13 protein-coding genes and 1 tRNA gene are annotated in these 18,522 nt (G+C 46.6%); 8 read left to right on the top strand and 6 right to left on the bottom strand.

The window, feature by feature from the left end:
• Positions 1–92: 92 nt before the first annotated feature.
• The 6 genes from HXT36_RS05430 to nagA all read left to right on the top strand — a co-directional run bounded on the left by HXT36_RS05430 (position 93) and on the right by nagA (position 7,341).
• On the top strand, positions 93–998 hold the full coding sequence (locus HXT36_RS05430; protein WP_004131261.1) for an ABC transporter permease: 906 nt from the start codon (positions 93–95) through the stop codon (positions 996–998).
• Between the two features lies 1 nt (position 999).
• Complete coding sequence (locus HXT36_RS05435) at positions 1,000–3,024, top strand: dipeptide/oligopeptide/nickel ABC transporter permease/ATP-binding protein (protein ID WP_004131264.1); 2,025 nt, start codon at positions 1,000–1,002, stop codon at positions 3,022–3,024.
• Positions 3,021–3,881, top strand: coding sequence for an ABC transporter ATP-binding protein (locus HXT36_RS05440; protein WP_004116524.1), 861 nt, complete (start codon positions 3,021–3,023; stop codon positions 3,879–3,881). The genes HXT36_RS05435 and HXT36_RS05440 overlap by 4 nt, the downstream gene beginning before the upstream one ends.
• Before the next feature lie 154 nt (positions 3,882–4,035).
• A complete protein-coding gene (locus tag HXT36_RS05445; protein ID WP_421778714.1) occupies positions 4,036–4,995 on the top strand; it encodes a dihydrodipicolinate synthase family protein in 960 nt (319 codons plus the stop codon).
• Between the two features lie 203 nt (positions 4,996–5,198).
• Positions 5,199–6,011 (top strand): glucosamine-6-phosphate deaminase, encoded by an 813-nt coding sequence (nagB, locus tag HXT36_RS05450; protein ID WP_060785751.1) that lies wholly within the window; start codon positions 5,199–5,201, stop codon positions 6,009–6,011.
• Positions 6,012–6,081: 70 nt separating this feature from the next.
• The gene (nagA, locus tag HXT36_RS05455) at positions 6,082–7,341 is read left to right on the top strand and encodes an N-acetylglucosamine-6-phosphate deacetylase (RefSeq protein ID WP_421778715.1); all 1,260 of its coding nucleotides are present in this window, start codon (positions 6,082–6,084) and stop codon (positions 7,339–7,341) included.
• A 103-nt stretch (positions 7,342–7,444) separates the two neighbouring features.
• Here nagA and HXT36_RS05460 read toward each other — a convergent pair whose 3' ends face one another.
• The 4 genes from HXT36_RS05460 to tgt form a co-directional block, all read right to left on the bottom strand.
• Complete coding sequence (locus HXT36_RS05460) at positions 7,445–8,236, bottom strand: FadR/GntR family transcriptional regulator (protein WP_016636256.1); 792 nt, start codon at positions 8,234–8,236, stop codon at positions 7,445–7,447.
• Positions 8,220–10,943, bottom strand: coding sequence for a sialidase family protein (locus HXT36_RS05465; RefSeq protein WP_421778716.1), 2,724 nt, complete (start codon positions 10,941–10,943; stop codon positions 8,220–8,222). The genes HXT36_RS05460 and HXT36_RS05465 overlap by 17 nt, the downstream gene beginning before the upstream one ends.
• 179 nt (positions 10,944–11,122) lie before the next feature.
• Positions 11,123–11,205: transfer RNA gene (locus HXT36_RS05470), tRNA-Leu, on the bottom strand.
• A gap of 115 nt (positions 11,206–11,320) precedes the next feature.
• Positions 11,321–12,658: a tRNA guanosine(34) transglycosylase Tgt gene (gene tgt / locus HXT36_RS05475; RefSeq protein WP_421778717.1), complete on the bottom strand. Its 1,338-nt coding sequence runs from the start codon at positions 12,656–12,658 to the stop codon at positions 11,321–11,323.
• A gap of 293 nt (positions 12,659–12,951) precedes the next feature.
• Between tgt and HXT36_RS05480 the strand changes: the two genes are divergently transcribed.
• Both HXT36_RS05480 and HXT36_RS05485 read left to right on the top strand, forming a co-directional pair.
• On the top strand, positions 12,952–14,841 hold the full coding sequence (locus tag HXT36_RS05480; protein WP_421778718.1) for a S1C family serine protease: 1,890 nt from the start codon (positions 12,952–12,954) through the stop codon (positions 14,839–14,841).
• A 9-nt stretch (positions 14,842–14,850) separates the two neighbouring features.
• On the top strand, positions 14,851–15,561 hold the full coding sequence (locus HXT36_RS05485; protein ID WP_410294455.1) for a nitroreductase family protein: 711 nt from the start codon (positions 14,851–14,853) through the stop codon (positions 15,559–15,561).
• A 46-nt stretch (positions 15,562–15,607) separates the two neighbouring features.
• Here the strand turns inward: HXT36_RS05485 and HXT36_RS05490 are convergent, their stop codons facing one another.
• Entirely contained in the window at positions 15,608–17,365 is a 1,758-nt protein-coding gene (locus HXT36_RS05490; RefSeq protein ID WP_421778719.1) for an ABC transporter ATP-binding protein, read from the bottom strand.
• Positions 17,366–17,411: 46 nt separating this feature from the next.
• Positions 17,412–18,407 carry a 23S rRNA (guanosine(2251)-2'-O)-methyltransferase RlmB gene (rlmB, locus tag HXT36_RS05495; RefSeq protein ID WP_004132439.1) on the bottom strand — a complete coding sequence of 332 codons (996 nt, stop codon included), beginning with the start codon at positions 18,405–18,407 and terminating at the stop codon, positions 17,412–17,414.
• Between the last annotated feature and the right edge of the window lie 115 nt (positions 18,408–18,522).

The following is an 18,522-nucleotide window of genomic DNA, read 5'->3' on the forward strand; positions in this document are numbered from 1 at the left end:
GCAAAAATAATAATTTTCTTCAATGGATGTGTGGATGTCTTATGAGTAATTTTCTTAGACTTTTAGGTAGGCGACTGATCGCCCTGCCGTTCATGGCATTCGGTGTTACGTTCCTCGTATTCTTCCTTATGTCATTTTCTAAATACGATCCAGCAGTTGCAGCATTAGGCGAAAACTCGTCTCCAGCAGCTCTGGCAGCCTTCCGCCACGAAATGGGCTACGACAGGCCATGGTGGGAGCAGTTTGGGTCCTACATAGTTGGACTCTTCCAAGGAAACATGGGTGTTTACGGTGTAAACAAGGATTCCGTAGCTCAGCGAGTGGCGGACGCCTTCCCAATCACCTTGCAACTAACCTTCATTGGCTTGTTAATCGCAATAGTCTTTGCAGTAATCTTTGGCGTTTTTGCAGCGCTTTACCGCGATACTTGGGTTGACCAAACGGTTCGCGTACTTTCGATTATTGCAATCGCAACTCCATCCTTCTGGCTTGGCGTTCTTTTGATTTACGTCTTGCAAATCAAGCTCGCATGGCTCCCAGGATCTGGCGATTTTGTGCCGTTCTTTGAAGATCCAGAAGCGTACATTGCAAGAATGGCAATGCCTTGCTTCGCATTAGGCCTTCCAGTAGCAGGTCAGCTTACGCGAATCATACGAACCTCGATGGTAGAAGAATTGGATAAGGATTATGTGCGAACCGCAATTGGCGCAGGTATTCCAAAGAGCGTAGTGGTTGCTAGAAATGTGTTCCGCAACGCTTTGATTACACCAATCACAACTCTTGGTATGAAGATTGGTTACCTTATGGGTGGCGCAATCGTTATTGAGGTGATTTTTGCACTACCAGGAATGGGTACCGCAATGTTCGACGGCATTAATGGCAACCAGCCAATGCTTGTGCAAGGCGTTGTTTTGGTTGTTGCAATCGCATTCATCTTTATAAACATTATTGTTGATTTGCTTTACGTGCTAATCAACCCAAGAATTAGGACGGTGTGACATGCTATTTGGAAAAAGTCAGGTAGTAGATGCCGCATCAAAACCAGGCATCAAATTTAACAGATTTAAAAGCATGAGCTTAGGCTCTAAAATCTCGCTTATTGTGATTGCAATATTGGCGTTCTGCGCAGTATTCGCGCGATTCCTAGCGCCATGCGACCCAGTAAAGATTACGCAAAACTATCAGCCGCCAACAGGAGCGCACTGGTTTGGCACCGATAACCTTGGTAGAGACGTGTTCTCGCGCGTTATGTACGGCGCTCGCTACTCGTTGGTAATCGGCTTGTCGTCTGTGCTCTTTGCGTTGGTGATGGGCGCAATAATCGGCGCAATCGCAGCTGTGAGCCGCACTTGGATATCTGAGCTTATAATGCGATTGATTGATATAGTAATGTCTATCCCAGGAATCGCATTAGCAGCTGTGTGCCTTGCAATTCTTGGACAATCCATGATTGGTATCATCATTTCCATTGGCGTGCTTTACGTTCCACAAATCGCAAGAATTGTGCGAGCAAATATAATAAGCGAATATGGAAAAGACTACGTGCGTGCAGTAATCGTTTCTGGCGCTCGCGCACCTTGGATTTTGCTCAAGCACGTAACGCGTAATATTGCAGCTCCAGTTATGGTGTTCACAACGCTTTCTGTTGCAGACGCAATCGTGTTCGAGGCTTCTCTTAGCTTTATCAACGCTGGTATTCCAGAGCCAACTCCAACATGGGGCAACATTTTGTCTTCTGCTAAAGCGGGCGTTATCTTTGGATACTGGTGGCAGGCATTGTTCCCAGGCTTAGCAATCATGATTACCGTTTTGTGCCTTAACATTCTTTCTGAGGGCATTACGGATGCAATGGTTGCAGCTCCAACCGCTCCAGTAGCTAAGAGTGCTGCAGATGCGGATGCTGCTCGCAAGGAAGACAGGATTCTTACCGACCCAGTTGCAGCTTACAAGGAGCAGCACGACGCTTTGGTTGAGTCTTTGGCAAAGCTTCGCGAGGCAGAGTTAAAGCGCACGGATCGCTTGCAGCCAACGTCTACGGAGCCTCCAGTTATTGAGGTTAAAGACTTGTGCATTCAGTTCCCACGCTACGGCAGCGTAAATGTTGTAGACCACTTGAGCTTCTCTGTTCGTCCAGGCGAAACAATGGGCTTGGTTGGTGAATCTGGTTGCGGTAAGTCAATCACTTCGCTTGCGATTATGGGCTTGCTTGATCCAAAAGCTAAGATTAGCGGACAAATCCTGTTTAATGGCAAGGATCTTGTAAAGCTTAGCCCAAAGGAGCACAATGCTTTGCGTGGCCACGAGATTGCAATGGTTTACCAAGACGCGTTGTCTTCCTTAAACCCATCAATGCTTATTAAAGCGCAAATGAAGCAGCTAACTTCTAGAGGTGGCACTCGTAGCGCCGAAGAGTTGTTGGAGCTTGTAGGCTTGGATCCAAAGCGTACGCTTGAATCCTACCCACACGAGCTTTCTGGCGGTCAGCGTCAGCGCGTGTTAATTGCAATGGCACTTACGCGAGATCCAAAGTTGATAATCGCAGATGAGCCAACAACCGCTTTGGACGTTACTGTTCAAAAGCAGGTAATTGACCTTCTTAACGAATTGCGCGAAAAGCTTGGATTCGCAATGGTGTTTGTAAGCCACGATTTGGCTCTTGTTGCTAAGGTTGCGCACTCGATTACCGTAATGTACGCAGGCCAGGTTGTTGAGCAAGGCTCCACTAAGGAAATCCTCACCGATCCGCATCATGAGTACACGCGCGGCTTGCTTGGCTCCGTAACTTCCATTGAGGCTGGTGCTCCAAGATTGCACCAGGTTCCAGGAACGGTTCCAAGCCCATCCGACTTCCCTAAGGGAGATCGATTCGCTCCGCGTTCTTCTCATCCAGATCAAGGACTTGACGTGCGCCCAGTAATGAAGCGCATTCCAGGAACGTGGCACTTCTACGCTGCGCCTCCAGAGCCAGAATCGGATGTGCCTTCCGCAATTTTGACCAACTCCGATAAAGGAGATGTGCGATGAACATGAATGTTAACGAAACAAACAAAACTCAAAGCGAAAATGGCGATGTTCCAATCATCGAGCTGCGCGACGCCGAAGTGGTGTTCACTACTCGAGCAGGATCTGGCTTATTCCATAAGAACAAGATTACGGCCGTAAACAAGGTGAATCTTAAGCTTATGCCAGGTAAGACGATTGGTATTGTTGGCGAATCTGGTTGCGGAAAGTCTACTACTGCAAACATTATGTGCGGACTCCAGCAAGTAACAAGCGGCAAGGTTTTGTTCAAAGGTCAAGACGTTACGCATAGAACTGCAAAAGAGCGCATGGATATTGGACGCGTGGTTTCCGTTGTGTTCCAGGATCCAGCAATGGCTTTGAATGCGCGCATGAGTGTGATTGACCAGTTGATTGATCCGCTTGTTGTGCACAAGATTGGAAGCAAGGCTGAGCGCGATGCTAGAGCCAAGGAGCTAATCCGAATGGTTGGTTTGCCTCATTCTGTTCTTGGTGCTTTACCAGGTCAGCTTTCTGGTGGTCAGCGTCAGCGCGTGGCAATTGCTCGTGCTCTTTCGCTTAACCCAGATGCAATCATCGCAGATGAGCCAACTTCCGCTTTGGATGTTTCTGTGCGTGCTCAGATTTTGAATCTTCTTTCCGACTTAAAGAAGAAGCTGAATCTTTCCATGGTGTTTATTAGCCACGATATTCAAACAATCCGATACATTTCTGACGAAGTTGTTGTTATGAATCACGGAACGATTGTTGAGCGCGGCGAAACTCACCAAGTGATTAACAATCCGCAAGATGAGTACACAAAGATTTTGATGGGCGCGGCACCTTCGCTGTTGCATCCAACGGAAGAAGAGTGCAAGTAAGCGGCAAGCGTTAGTCGCTAGTCGTTAGTCGCTAGCTTGAATGCGCGGGCGGTCTGTTAAGACCTTGCAGTAAATCCATGCAGGCCGCCCATTAATTGCAAAATCTAAAATCATAAGTCATAAATAGTCATAAAAATACGAAAGAAGTTTAATCATGACAGAAAAATTCCACGGCGTTATTCCACCAGTAGTTACGCCATTAACGGCAGACGGCGAAGTAGACGTTGTTAGCTTTGAGCGCTCTCTTAACCGAATGATTGAGGCAGGCGTAGACGGCCTATTTACGCTTGGATCTTCTGGCGAAGTTGCGTTTAGCACAGATAAGCGCCGTCGCGAAATCATTGAAACCGTAATGCGCATTGTTGACGGCCGCGTGCCAGTGTTGGTTGGGTGCATCGATACGGAAACAAACCGCGTTATTGAGCATGCAAAGGAAGCTAAGGAGCTTGGGGCTTCTGCGATTGTTGCAACAGCGCCATTCTACGCACTTGGCGGCATGGCAGAAGTTGAGCGCCACTTCCGTCTTATTCACGAAGCTGTTCCAGATTTGCCACTGTTTGCTTACGATATTCCAGTTTGCGTGCACACAAAGCTTCCAGGCGGTTTGCTTGTAAAGCTTGGTAAAGATGGCGTTCTTGCAGGCGTTAAGGATTCTTCCAACGACGACGTGTCGTTCAGGTTCCTTGTAGACGACAACAATAAGGCTGGTCACCCATTGACTTTGCTTACGGGTCAAGAGGTTGTTGTTGACGGCGCATACATGGCTGGCGCAGACGGTTCTGTTCCAGGACTTGCAAACGTTGAGGCCACTGGCTACGTGCGCATGTGGAAGGCTGCTCAGGCTGGCGATTGGGCAACGGTTAAGAAGGAGCAGGATTGGCTTGCTGCTTTGATGCGAATCGTTACTGTTCCTAGCGGCGTGGCAGGCTTTGGCGCTGGCGTTGGAGCGTTTAAGACCGCAATGGCGTTGCTTGGCGTGTTTGACACAAATCAGATGCCAGATCCAGTTTGCCCACTTAAGGGAGAAAACGTTGAAGCCGTTGCTGGCGTTCTTAAGGAAGTTGGCTTGACTTTGGCAAAGACTCCGCAAGAAGTGAGCGATTCCACAAAGTAACGTCTTAAGCGTGTGTCTTAAGTAAAAAATCAAATAATCTAATAGCCTTTTACCGATGGTGCATAGTAAGTAAATAGCGTTGCGGTGTGCGTTAATTCGTATGCCGCAATGCTAATAATTGCTAATAAATGCTTACAATTACTGATTAATGTTGCTTAAAAATTGCTAATTATGCTAATTAAAGCTTTAAAGGAGAAGCAAAGATGGCAGAAGTTATTATTGTAAAAGATCAAGATGAAGCTGGCGAGCTCTACGCAAAAGCAGTTGTAGATTTGATTAGTCGCAAGCCAGATGCAGTACTTGGCTTAGCTACGGGATCTAGCCCATTAAAGGCCTACGAGCATCTTGCAAAGCTTGTTAAAGAAAATAATGTTGACGTAAGTCGCGTGCGCGGATTTGCGCTTGACGAATACATTGGATTGCCATTAGAGCACGAGCAGTCCTACCACAGCACAATCCGCAGAACTGTAACAGACTTAATCGGCCTAAACCCAGATTTAGTGCACGTTCCAGGAGATGTTCTTAACGGAGCGCCATTAAGCGAGGGCAGCAAGATTGCGCACGCTGGAGCCGACTACGATGCTGCTATTGCGGCCTCTGGCGGAATCGACGTGCAAATTTTGGGAATTGGCTCCGATGGCCACGTTGGATTCAATGAGCCAGGCTCTTCGCTTGCGTCTGGTACGCGCGTTAAAACACTAACCGAGCAGACTCGCGTAGATAATCGCAGATTCTTCGACGGAGATATTAACCAAGTTCCAACTCATTGCATAACGCAAGGAATTGGAACGATTTTGCGCGCTAAGCATCTTGTTCTTCTTGCGTTTGGCTCAAATAAGGCAGACGCAGTGGCAGCAACGCTAGAAGGCGGAGTAAGCTCGCTATGCCCAGCTTCCGCGCTTCAAATGCACCCGCACGCAACTGTGATTGTAGACGAAGACGCAGCAAGCAAGCTTAAGTTGGCAGACTACTATCGTTGGGTGTATGCAAATAAGCCATCTTGGCAAGGAATCTGATACTCAAGTCTAAAATTAAGTAACGTATTCAAAAGCACAAACTTCAAAAGCACAATCGCAGGTGAGTGAAATGTCAAAAAATGCATATTTAGACGCCGTAAAGAAGATTGATGATTCACTAAAATCAAGTGAGGGGCGCAATTTTGTAGTGCGCAACGTGAGTGTTGTAGACGCGCGCGGAATTGTTCCTAACGCTTGGATTTTGGTTAAAGATGGCGTGATTCTAGAAACTGGCATTTTAGACGAAGACCTTGCGCTTGCGATTAATGCTTGCGGATTGCGCGCATCTGACTTAAGCGTTGTAGACGGGCGTGGCTGTTTTGCTGCGCCAGGCTACATTGATTTGCACGCTCACGGAGCATGGGAGCATTCGTTTGACGACGGTGCCGAAGGGATTGCCATTGCGCGCGCGTATCACATGCTTCATGGAACAACTAGGCAAGTTCTTAGCTTGATTACAAACCCTCTTGACGTAATGCAAGAGAATTTGCGTACTGTTAAGCGCGTTATGCAAACGCGACCAGATGTGCTTGGATCTCACTTAGAGGGGCCGTTCTTGGCGCTTTCTAGAAAAGGAGCGCACGATCCTAATTGCCTAGTGGACCCTACTCCCGAGCGCGTTGAGGCGTTGCTTGAGGCGGCGGATGGCACTTTGCGCCAGATTACTTTGGCTCCAGAGCGAGAACACGGCATGGAGGCGATTAAGCGTTTTGTAGAAGCTGGCGTGATCCCAGCAGTTGGGCATTGCGACGCGGATTATAAAACAGCGCGCGCGGCTTTTAACGCTGGCTCTACGCTTATGACTCACATGTTTAACGCTATGAACGGCATTCATCACCGCAAGCCAGGTCCAATCCCTGCAGCCTTGGAGGATTCGCGCGTAACGATTGAGCTAATTAACGACGGTTTCCACGTTGAAAACCCCGTTTTGCGAATGGCGTTTAAGGCAGCGGTTGGAAGGATTGCGTTTGTAACGGATGCTATGGCTGCAACGGGGTGCGCAGATGGCGCTTATAAGCTTGGCGCTTTAGACGTTACTGTTACGGGCGGCCATGCAAGGCTTGTTTCTAATGGCGCTATTGCGGGCTCTACTTTGATTCTAGAAGTTGCTATTAAGCGCGCTGTTAAAGAGCTTGGAATCGGATTGCCAGAGGCGATTGCTGCTGCGACTATTGTTCCTGCTCGCGCGCTTGGAGTAGATAAGCCGAATGCTGTAACTAGTGCTCCTTTAGGCTTAGTTGAAAAGGGGTACGCAGCCGATTTGCTTTTGCTTAATCCAGGAACTTTGGCAGTTGAGCACGTTTGGTGCGACGGCCATAAAATTTCGTAACGTAAATCGTATCGTTGCGATTAATCGTGATGCTGTAGTACTCAGGCATCACCATTGAAGATGAAAGAACCGCTCTCGTTAAGTGAGCGGTTCTTCCATTTATTTAGTGCTTTTGCAATCTATTGAGCAAAATCGACTGAATAGGCTCGTAATGGTCATTTACAGCTTGCCTATATCCGTCTGCGTCTCCCGCAATAGCCGTTTTTAGCATAAGTTCGTGCGCTCTAGCGGTTTTTTCAAGTTCGTCCGAAACTTCCAGCCCCAATTGTGGCAAAACAGCCATATGTACAAGCCACAAGCATCGCACGAATTGCTCTGCAATCGTATTGTTTACCGCGCGCAAAATGCCTGTGTGGAAAGCAATGTCTTGTTCCAAGAACGTTTTTCCAGCATGCGCTTCTTTAGTCATTATTTCCGAAAGCGCTTCCAGCTCTGGATGCTGCGTTCCTTTAAGTGACTCAACCACCTTATCCGCGCATCCAAGGTCTAGGAATTTTCGCATTTCTACAACGTTATTCAAGTCTTCAAAATTCTTATTAATGGAGATTAAGGAGCGAAAAGCGAGTGTTTCCACCATTGGATCAAGAGATAGCGAGCCAACAAACATGCCTTTTCCTTGCTTAACTTCCACAATGTTAAGTGCTTCCAGCTTGCGAATCGCCTCGCGCACCGATGATCTTGATGCGCCAATCAAATTGCATAGCATTGGCTCAGTTGGCAGCATGTCTTTTGGTTGCAAGCGTTCTCTTAAAATAAGCGATCTGATTGCGTCCATTGTTTCATCGCAGCGCTTTCTTGCTGCGATTGGAGCGGAGTTAGAGCTTGCTTGCAATAACGATAAGCGGTCTAGTGTTGTCATCTCATCGTCTTCGCGGCTGCTAAATGTCTCTTCCATTTTGGCTCCTTTCAGTTCGCTTGAGTCTTCTCTCTTTTGTATCTTCCATTTTTTCGTTTGTGTGTACTTTGTTTTTGTGTACTTTGTTTTTGAAACCTGCGTGCAAACTATCTTGCTGCCAAAGCGAGGAATCTATTGCTGTTATATAAATTCCAGTAGTCTCTCTTTCCCACAGTAGTTGCAAAGTTCGTTTATTGCTAGAGCTAAGGCATTGATAAACGTGATGGAACGGGTTTATGCACACGCTTTTTGCCCACGTTTTGCCGCCGTCGTAGCTAAATCGCACAACTCCGCGACCGCGGTACGGCATCATTTGGCTTGCGTTTGCAAATGCTATGCAGTCGGCGGTTTCTGCGTTTTCTGCATTTTCATTGCTAAAGCAGGTTGCGCTCGGTTGGCTGAATATTTCGGGCAAGCTTGTGTCAAAAATCAGCTCGCTCCACGTTTCTCCACAATCGTGACTAATGGCTTTGCCTACACATCCCGAGCGATTTTGATTGCGGAAGAATGCTAGAATATCGCCATTTTTGCGTTCAACAAACACGGTTTCGGAGCTTGTTGCATCGTCGTCTTGCATTGTTACAGGATCTACGATTTTTCCGTTGATTAATCGCCCTTCGTTAATCATTTTGCCTCGGCTCCACGTTTTGCCGTCGTCGTCCGAAATAAGTGCTCCCGAAGAATAGTGGGATTTGCTTTGGCCACTGCAATAGAATGGCACGAGTATTCTGCCGTAATGTTTTTCGCTGTGCCTAATAACAATTCCGTTCCCGGGGCACACTCCCGCAAAGCTCATCCACGGCTCCTTAACCATGTGGTCGATTAAGCGTGGTGCGCTCCATGTTTTGCCGTCGTCGTCTGAATAGATTTGCGCTATATAACACGTTTTTTCGGCAAATAATGGCTGACTTTCGCTTGCGATTTCTGGCGATTTCCATATGTTCCACGTGGAACAGTCGCAAGTTTGATTACTGTGCGAGTTATTGCGTAAGTCATTGTGCAAATCGTCATTCAAATCGCAATTTTTTATGCTTCCGTCTGGGAAAACTAGCCACTTTGTTGCGCATTCCCTTTCGCTAGAATCGCATGGCAATTTTACGGCCGCACTTGCGTCCATTGCCGCCGCGTACTTGCCGCCTAAGCGGTCTATAAGCTTGATTCTTCCGCACGCGTCTACGCCTACAGCGGTTTTGCAATTTGTTAGCCCAATTCCGCCAGGATTAATGTCGATTAATACGTTAATTCTTTCGCTTTTGCCTTCTGGGTCTAAAACAGGGCAGGAGTCGATTGCGCTTGCGCCCAGTTTTCCAAGGTTTTTGCCAGGCATGTTGATTACGGTTTGCAAAGGCTCCCACGTTTTGCCGCCGTCCGCGGATCTGCGAATCACAAAGTTTATGTGGTTTGGAGCGTCGTTTGAAACGCTGGTTCGCTGGTCTGCTCCTGCGATTAGCGTTCCCATGTGCGTCTTTACAAGCGACGGTATTCTGTAGCTGCGAGAGACCGCATATCCCGTGTCAAATAGTGCAGTTGTTACAAGTGGCTTTACTCTTGATATTCGTTGGATTTGGCCTTCGGTTAGTGCGCTAAAGTAGATTCCGCCTGTTCTAGCTTCGCCCATTAATCGCACTCCGCGCAAGTCTTCGCCAATGCTTACGGCGTCTAATTCTGGTATGTTTGCAAACCAGAATTGCCCTATGTTGTGCGACTGGCTGTATCCGTCTACGTAAATGTCGGTTGCTCCGCGATTTGCGCGAATAATCAAGTCGTGCCATTCGCCGTCGTCAACGCTTGCGGCTGCTTCGATTACGCTTTTTACACACGTTTCGTCGTCGATTAGCGTGATTTTTATGCCTTCTGGCCCTGCGTACACGCTTATTTTTTCGCTAGATTCTAGATTAGTTTTTGTTCCAACAGTTCCAGCAGTTCCAGCAGCAAAAAGCACTCCGTGTTGGCCAGGGCCTCGCAATCTAAATTGAATGTGCAAAGTTCCGCTCGACTTGCAAGATACGCGTTTTATGTCTCTTGCACAAATCGTAGGTCCTGCAAACCATATGTCTGGCTGTGCCTGTGTGGCCGAATTTGCGATTTCTTCTGGATTTGGCAAGTGGTTTGAGTAGTAAAAGTCGTAGATTTGCGAAGATTCTGCCTGCGCTGCACACACTTCGGCCGCTTTTTCGCTCACTCTTTGCGGCCCAAGATTCGTTGCGCTCGCAAAGCATTGGTATCCGTCTAAATAGAATCGGCTTCCAAAACTTCCGTACGTTATTGCAAAATCGTGTTCGCGCCCGTCGCGTGCGCCTAGCGCGTCTTCCATGTGTAGCGCAATTTCTTTCGCACCGTTTGCGTCGGCGCTATCTTCTAAAAGATTTTGCGCAACAAGTAGTGGAGCATCTTCTTTAATACTTATTTTTATTATTGGAGTTGTGTGCTCTTGTAGCGCGGAAGCTTCCGACTTTTCCTCTGGCTTAATATGCAATAAATCGCAATCCGCATTTGCTACAAATTTGAACCTTATTATTCCCTCGTTTTGATTTATTTCATCGTTTTTATCTTTACGATTGATGCTCGATGCGTTTTCGCTATATTTTTTGATTTCACTAGATGGTGTAATTTTTATTACGGCATGATTGAATCGCGTATGCGTCGAACCCTCGATATCCGCGATATCTTCAATAAGGCTCGTCGTCTTCGTTGAACGACGTTCCATTTTAGTCCTCCATGACCGTAAAAATTAAAACACCAATGTTTTAACACGTATGACGTCTTATGACGTTCACTATTCAGTCTATCACACATTTTTAAGCAAATGCACAATTGTTGCACATGATGTTGCAGTCGTTGCCACAAAATAAAAAAGAACGTTGAAAAATCAACGTTCTTAAAGAGTGCGAACGGCGGGACTTGAACCCGCACGAGTATACACTCACTGCCACCTGAAGACAGCGCGTCTACCATTCCGCCACGTTCGCATACAGACCACAAAGCTACCATATTTGCGCGCTTTTAGCAAATATTGACATTAGTGTGTTTGCGCTTTGACTGAGCTTGAAATGCGTTATGCAATTTCAAGCTCAGTCAAAGCGCTCATGCAAGTCGATTCGCGCGCGATCCATTTTCGTAGTAGTGCGCAAGCGATTCATCGCGGAAGTCTTCAAAATATCCTCCGTCAATCGACGCGCGAATGTCGTCTAGAAGCTTAACAAAGAATCGCTCGTTGTGAATTGTAGCAAGCGTGTATCCGTTCATCTCTTTAGCGCGCAGCAAATGGCTAACATACATGCGCGAATAATGCGTGCAAGTGTAGCAATCGCAGCCAGCTTCAAGTGGCCCCTGGTCGTGCTTAAATTCCGCGCGCTTTACGTTGTATCGTCCGTGGCGAGTAAAAATCGCGCCGTTTCGGCCGCATCGCGCAGGTGCAACGCAATCAAACGTATCGCCGCCGTTTTCTACGCAAGCAAAAATGTCGTCAACAGCAGCAATTCCAAGCACGTGGCGAGGTCGATTTTCTGGCATAGCATCGCAAATCCAAGCGCAAGTGTCTCCAATAATGCGCTTTTCAATCGCTCCGCCAATTCCAACGCCGTCAAAGTCGAGCGAAGCAATCTGCTGCGCCGCGCGCCTACGCAAATCCTCGTAATTCGCTCCCTGAACAACGCCATACAACGCCTGATACGGCTTTCCTAATCGCGCCTCGGTCAATCGCTTGTGTTCTTCAACGCAACGCTTAGCCCATCGGAAAGTGCGCTCAACAGACTCCTCCTGGTAGCGGCGAGTGTTCATAAGCGTTGTAAGCTCGTCGAAAGCAAACATAATATCCGCCCCAAGCTTGTGCTGAATCCCCATTGAGATTTCTGCGCTGAATCGGTGAATCGAGCCGTTTAGAGGAGACTTAAAAGTAACGCCATCTTCGTCAACGAATGCCATGCGCTCTTTGCCAGCTGCGATTACGTCGTCGGACTTCATGCCAGTAACGTCCATTGCAAGCGTCTTTTTGAATCCTGCTCCAAGCGAAAGCACTTGGAATCCGCCGGAATCCGTAAAAGTTGGACCATCCCAGTTCATAAACTTTGCAAGGCCGCCAGCTTCGTCTAAAATGTCTTCGCCAGGGCGCTCATACAAGTGGAATGCGTTAGAAAGCATGCATTGGCCGCCCAAGTCTTTGATTGATTCAGGTAGCACGGCCTTCATTGCGCCTTGTGTTGCAACTGGCACAAACGCAGGCGTGCAAATATCTCCATGAGGCGTGCGAATCACGCCAGTGCGGCCGTATCTGGCTCCGTCTTTTCCCTTGCCGTCTGCCGCATTTTCTAAACGTGTTTTTGTTGTAAACGAGAATTCGCTGCGATCTCCTGGCTTACCAGGCTCTGCTCCGCGTGGGTGTTCAATAAGATTAGTCATACCTTTTACTCTATTAGAAGGCATGACGATACGCGCATAAGTTGCGGCATTGCGCGCGGAAAAGTCGCAAGCAGCCGTTCGTTAAATTTTACGTGTTTTTATAATTTTTATAAAAATAGTTAGCTAATTTATGGGTTATATGTGGTATTTATACGGCATTTATACTACTAAATATTCAGGTAATTTTAAGAGCGGCACGTTTAACTCGTATTGTAAACGCAAAATTGTGTAAAAATTGCACATTAATTGCATATTAGCTTGTATGAATTTGTGTAATCAGATTAGAGTATGCTTTGTAAAAGATTTAAGGAGGATTAATGGCTGACGATATTTACGATTCTAAGGCCTACGATTCTAGTGAAGAGCATAATGGCAATGCTTCACAAAGCCAATCGGAGCCAACGAGCGCGCAGGAAAATCATGTGGAGTCAGAGCAGATTTATAGACCAGCTCCAGAATACGGAGCGTATGGCCCTGTAGACGCGAGTGATGCAAATAATGGTGATGCAAATAAAAATAGCGGTGATTCTAATCATTCTGGCGAATCGTTGCAAAATCAAGAGCAAATTGGCGCGAATGGTGCAAGTGTAGCGAATAGCGCAAATAGCCGTGATTATGCAAATTCAGAATACGGAAACGGTTTAGATAACCCATTTTTGCCATATGGCGATCCATATAATGCAAATGGCGAGCAAAAGCGAACTAGATTCGGCAATCCTTACGATTTGAGCGATGACAATAGCACGGATAGTAGCGATGACAATAGCGCTGATAATAGCGCGGAAAGTCAGCCTGCTGAAGCGCCAAATCAAGTGCTAAATCAAGTGCCAGATCAAGCGTCAAGCCAAATGCAAAGCCAAACTCCAAATGTGGTTTATAAAAAGCGCGGGTTTAAGGCGGAATATAAAGAAAACTCAACAATAATGGTGGCAATTGTGTCGTCCATTATTTCTGCAATTGTGTGCGTTGTTGTAATGGCGTTTGTTCTTACTCAAGGCTTGATTCCTATTCCAGGCGCTGGAACACTTGCAGATGTGGGTGCGCAAAGTCCTTCAAAAGGAACAGCCGTAGTAAAAGGCGGTCAGTCTCCCGATTGGCGCTCGGTTGCTAAAAACGTTTCTGGCGGCGTTGTGTCTATTCAGGCGCGCAACAGCAAAAACATGAGCAAAGGCTCGGGCGCAATAATCGACAAGCAGGGTCACGTTGTTACAAACAACCACGTTATTGCTGGCATGCAACAGCTTCAAGTAACGCTTTCTAGCGGTCAGATTTACAAGGCTAAGCTTGTTGGAACAGATAAAACAACAGATTTGGCTGTGCTTAAAGTAGACGGTTTGCCTAGCAGCATAAAGCCAGTTGATTTTGCGGATTCGGACGCGCTCGCAGTTGGCCAGCCAATAATGGCAATCGGAAATCCGCTTGGATACGACGATACTGCTACAACAGGCATTGTTTCTGCGCTTAATCGCCCAGTTTCTGTTATGGACGATCAAAGTCGTTCGGAAATCGTTACAAATGCTGTACAGATTGATGCCGCAATTAATCCAGGTAATTCTGGCGGCCCAACTTTCGACGCTTCTGGGAAAGTGATTGGTATTAACTCGTCTATTGCAGCAACTTCTGCAAGAGGTGGCACAGCAGGTTCTATTGGAATCGGCTTTGCTATTCCATCTAACCTTGTTAAGCGCGTAGTAAACGAGATCATTAAGCATGGTTCCGTAAAGCACGTTGCTCTTGGAATTATGGTTAAAAGCGTAAATGTAACGCAAAATAACATTACGCGCGGAGGCGCTCAAGTGGCGTCTGTAACGCCTGGTGCTCCTGCTGCAAAGGCGGGAATGCGTGCTGGAGATACAATCGTAGCGTTTAATGGCAAGTCGGTTACAAGTAACTACTCGCTGCTTGGATTTGTGCGCGCTACCGCTTTGGGAGATAAAGCAACAATAACGGTTGTTCGTGGAAACGGAACCGTCAATTTAACTGTTAAGTTTAACCAAGAAGAAGCTGCGGTTAATGGTGCAACTCGCCAAGACCCTCGCTCGCTAAGAAAGCGCGGCAACAAGAAGCCTGATTCTTCCCAGAATAAGAGCCAAAAGGGTGACGGCGGTGATTCTTCGGATGACGACGATCCTTTGGATCAGCTTCCTAGAGGCGGAGACGACGATTCCGACGACGGCGGCATTTTTGACCCATTCGGTTTTTGGTAAACTGATAGCATGACTTACAAAGATTTTGGCCAACTTGCATCGGAGCGGTTTTCTGCACGCGACTTTTTAAACAAGCCGATTGAGCAAAACGTTTTAGAGTCAATATTGCACACCGCTTCGCTTGCGCCAAGCTGGAGTAACACAAGGGCTTATGCGCTTGCGATTGCACAAGGCGGCAAAAAAGACAACATTGTAAAAGCTTATTTAGATAAGTGCAATGCAATGCTTAAAGCTAAAGATAAGAGTTTGAGTGAATCTGAGCGCGATCAGTTTGCTCAAGAGTCAGCGCCTAATGGCGACGTTCCTGTTGCAAAGCCGTATCCTAGCGACTTAAAGCAGCGAAGCGCTAAACTCGGTCTAGCGTTATATTCGCATTTAGGAATTGAAAGGCACGATTTTGCAGCCAGGAACGCCCATACGCGCAGGAATTTCGAGGCTTTTGGAGCGCCTGTTATTGGTTTTGTTTTAGCTAGACGCGACTTTATGCCGTTTGCTGCAATGGATGCTGGCCTTATGTTGCAAACGCTGTTTCTTGCTGCTAAAGATTTAGGCGTTGACTCTTGCCCGCTTGGCGTTTTGGCAACTTGGCGAGATCCGCTAGACGCGGAGTTTGATGTTCCAGAAAACATGGAGCTTTTAACTGGATTTGCGCTTGGGTATGCTAGCGATTCGCACACAAACGAGTTTAGAGCCGAGCATCCAAAGATTGAGCTGCTGTAGCGATTGTTTAGCGGTTGTTTATCGATTGCTAAACAACCGCTTTCGCTTATTTTATGTGTGCTTTGCGCTCGTAAATAGTGGCAGTGCTTTCCCAAACAAGAGCTTTCCAAGACGTTTTAACGTTGGAAACAGCATGCGCGTTGTAATGCGAAATGTTGTAGTTTAACGCCAAGAAGTAGTACCAAGGCTGGTTGGATTCGCTAACAAAAAACTCTGGCTCGCCTTTTGCAGCGCACGCTGCCAACTCCTTTTCTTGCTGTTTTGCGCTAGAACTTTCGTTTGTTATAAAAGTCTTGTTTTTGTAAGCGCAGTCTATAAGATTCTTAGAAAAATAAGGATTTGCGCCCACTAAAAGCCACGAATATTGGTGAGTGTCGGATTCTTCGTGCGAAATAACGTTTCCACTATCGTCAACTTGCTCGTAATTATGGAGCCAAGATGCTACAAAACGCTTATTTTGCAAGTGATTACTAGATATGTATTGCGCTACAGCTCTAGAGGGCGAATAGTCAAACAGAATGTCGTTTACGCAAGCAAACGCGTTCCAAATTAAGCTTGGTGCAAGAATTATTGAAATCAGCACGTTGATTTTCAAAGCTTTGTTTTTTATAAATCTGAATTTAGTAGGGGCGATTTTAACAAAAATCGCAGGAATATCCTTGCTGCTAAGCGGCTCTTTTATGTGACTTATCCAAAGCACACTAAGCAAAAACACAAAGATTAGACCTGCGTGGTGAAGCGTAAAATAGCGAACAGCTACGATTGTAAGAACGAGATAAGGGATTACAAGAACTGCAAGAAGTTTTCTTCGCATGGTGATTTTAATTGCAAATGCCCAAATCGCAAGGCTAAACAGCGTGCATATTGCAATTGGCAAAAAGTCAAAAGGCATTCTTCGCATTGAAATATCGCCATAAAAGCTTGTAAACATGCTTTCGGAAGGCATTACGAATATAAAAGCAAAGCATTTTGCGATTGTTGAATTGCCATCAATCGTTGCGCGAGTGGCGAACGCGTTTTTTGCTGGCCATGCAAGAGCAAGGTTTGCAACGCCAAAAATGGCGATTAATCCCCAAGATATAAGTCGTGCCAAATTTGATGCGATTGACGGTATAATTGTTGCCTTAATCGCGTGAAAAATTGCATTAAAATCAAGAGTTTTATTGCGAGTTTTGCTAAGACCTTCGTTAAGGTTTTTGTTAATATTCTTGCTAAAAACTCGCCAAATCCAAGCAATCGTAAATCCTGCAGCAAACGCGATTCCATACACGCTAAGCAGGCACATAAACATAAGACTAATCGCAAGTTTGCAAGCGCTAGAAGTCTTAGAATCCGCACTATTCCAGTAATGTGCCGCTACTAGCAAGCTTAAGCAAAGCAAAGCGTATGGTCGCGATGTAACTCCGTATTGGAAGCAAACAAAATAAGTAAAAGGAATAAGAAAAGTTGCAAGGCTGCTTGCGTGCTTAAAAGGCGACTTAAAAATAAGCCACGCGCCAAGTAAGCTTGCGCAAACCAGCTGAATGCCCTTAATTCCAAACTCGTATGGAACGCCATTTTTGGCTGCAATCGCAAGTAAAAGATTCCAAAAAGGAGGGTGACCTTCGTAATGTGTTCTAATGCTAAAAATGCTTGCGATTGGCGAATCGCGCGCAATCAGCCAGCTTTGAGCTTCGTCGAACCAAGGTTCGTGGAAACACATTACGATTGCAATAATCGCAATGTATAGAACAAAAGCCAATAGCTGTGCCAATGTGCGCGCGTTATGTGAGCTTTGTAAATTGCGTAGCTTTAAAATCCGCATTACCGTTAACTCTTAAATCCGCAATATTCTTAATTGCAAACAATTGCTAATTTTGACTTAAAGCGGCAAGCCTACGCGCATTAGCAACAGCATACAAGCTGATTCCAGCAGCAACGGATGCGTTAAGCGATTCAACAGCGCTAGAAATTGGGATTCCAGCAATAGCATCGCAAGCTTCGCGCGTTAGGCGACTCATGCCTTTGCCTTCGCTTCCAAGAACTACAACAAGCGGATCGGTTTCAAAGCCAGTTTCGCCAACAAGCTTGTCTCCGCCGCCGTCCAGGCCAATCGCGTACCATCCGCGCTCGCGCAAACCTTGAATCGCCTTGTTTAAATTCACAACGCGAGCAACAGGCAAGTGCGCTGCGGCTCCTGCAGAAACCTTCCAAGCTGCAGCCGTAACAGATGCGCTTCTGCGTTCTGGCAAAATTACGCCATTTGCGCCAAAAGCGGCTGCGGATCGAATAACAGCACCAAGATTTTGCGGATCGGTAACTCCGTCTAGCGCTATAAACAATGGGCGTGCGTTAATGCGTGCAGATGCAGAATCAGCTGCTTCCATAGCGCGAGCCTTCTTTTCTGCGCGATCAACAAGCTCTTGCAGCGAATAGTATTGATAAGGCTGCACCTTTAAAATAATGCCCTGATGATTAGTGCTGTGAGCAATGCGATCCATCTCTAGGCGATCCGCCTCCAAAAGTCGCAAGCCTTGCATGCCAGCAAGCTTAACGATTTCGCGCGTGCGATCGTCGTGCTCAATGCGATTTGCAACATAAAGCTGCGTGCTAGGAACGCCTACGCGCAAAGCTTCAAGAGCTGCGTTTCGCCCAATAACCAACTCATCGCTATCTGTGCCCAACTTATCTACTCTGCGTCTTGCAGCCAAACGCGGATCTGCAAAAGTGCGCTTAATCGCAGCCTTTTTAGCGAAATAAGCTTTATGGTAAACGCGGTCTTCTGCCTTAGGAGTAGGCCCCTTGCCGCGCAATGCATTACGATGTTTTCCACCCGACCCCTTGGTCGGTCCTTTTTTCATAGCCATATTCTTATTTTCACATGCCCCCGAGGCATTAGTATTTGGCGCTTTATGTGGCATAATAGAACGGTACTTAATTATTGTTATTGCAATAATCCACAACCGCGCAATAATCAAGATT

This window comes from Gardnerella sp. DNF01144 (assembly GCF_049244245.1).
GTDB lineage: Bacteria > Actinomycetota > Actinomycetes > Actinomycetales > Bifidobacteriaceae > Bifidobacterium > Bifidobacterium piotii.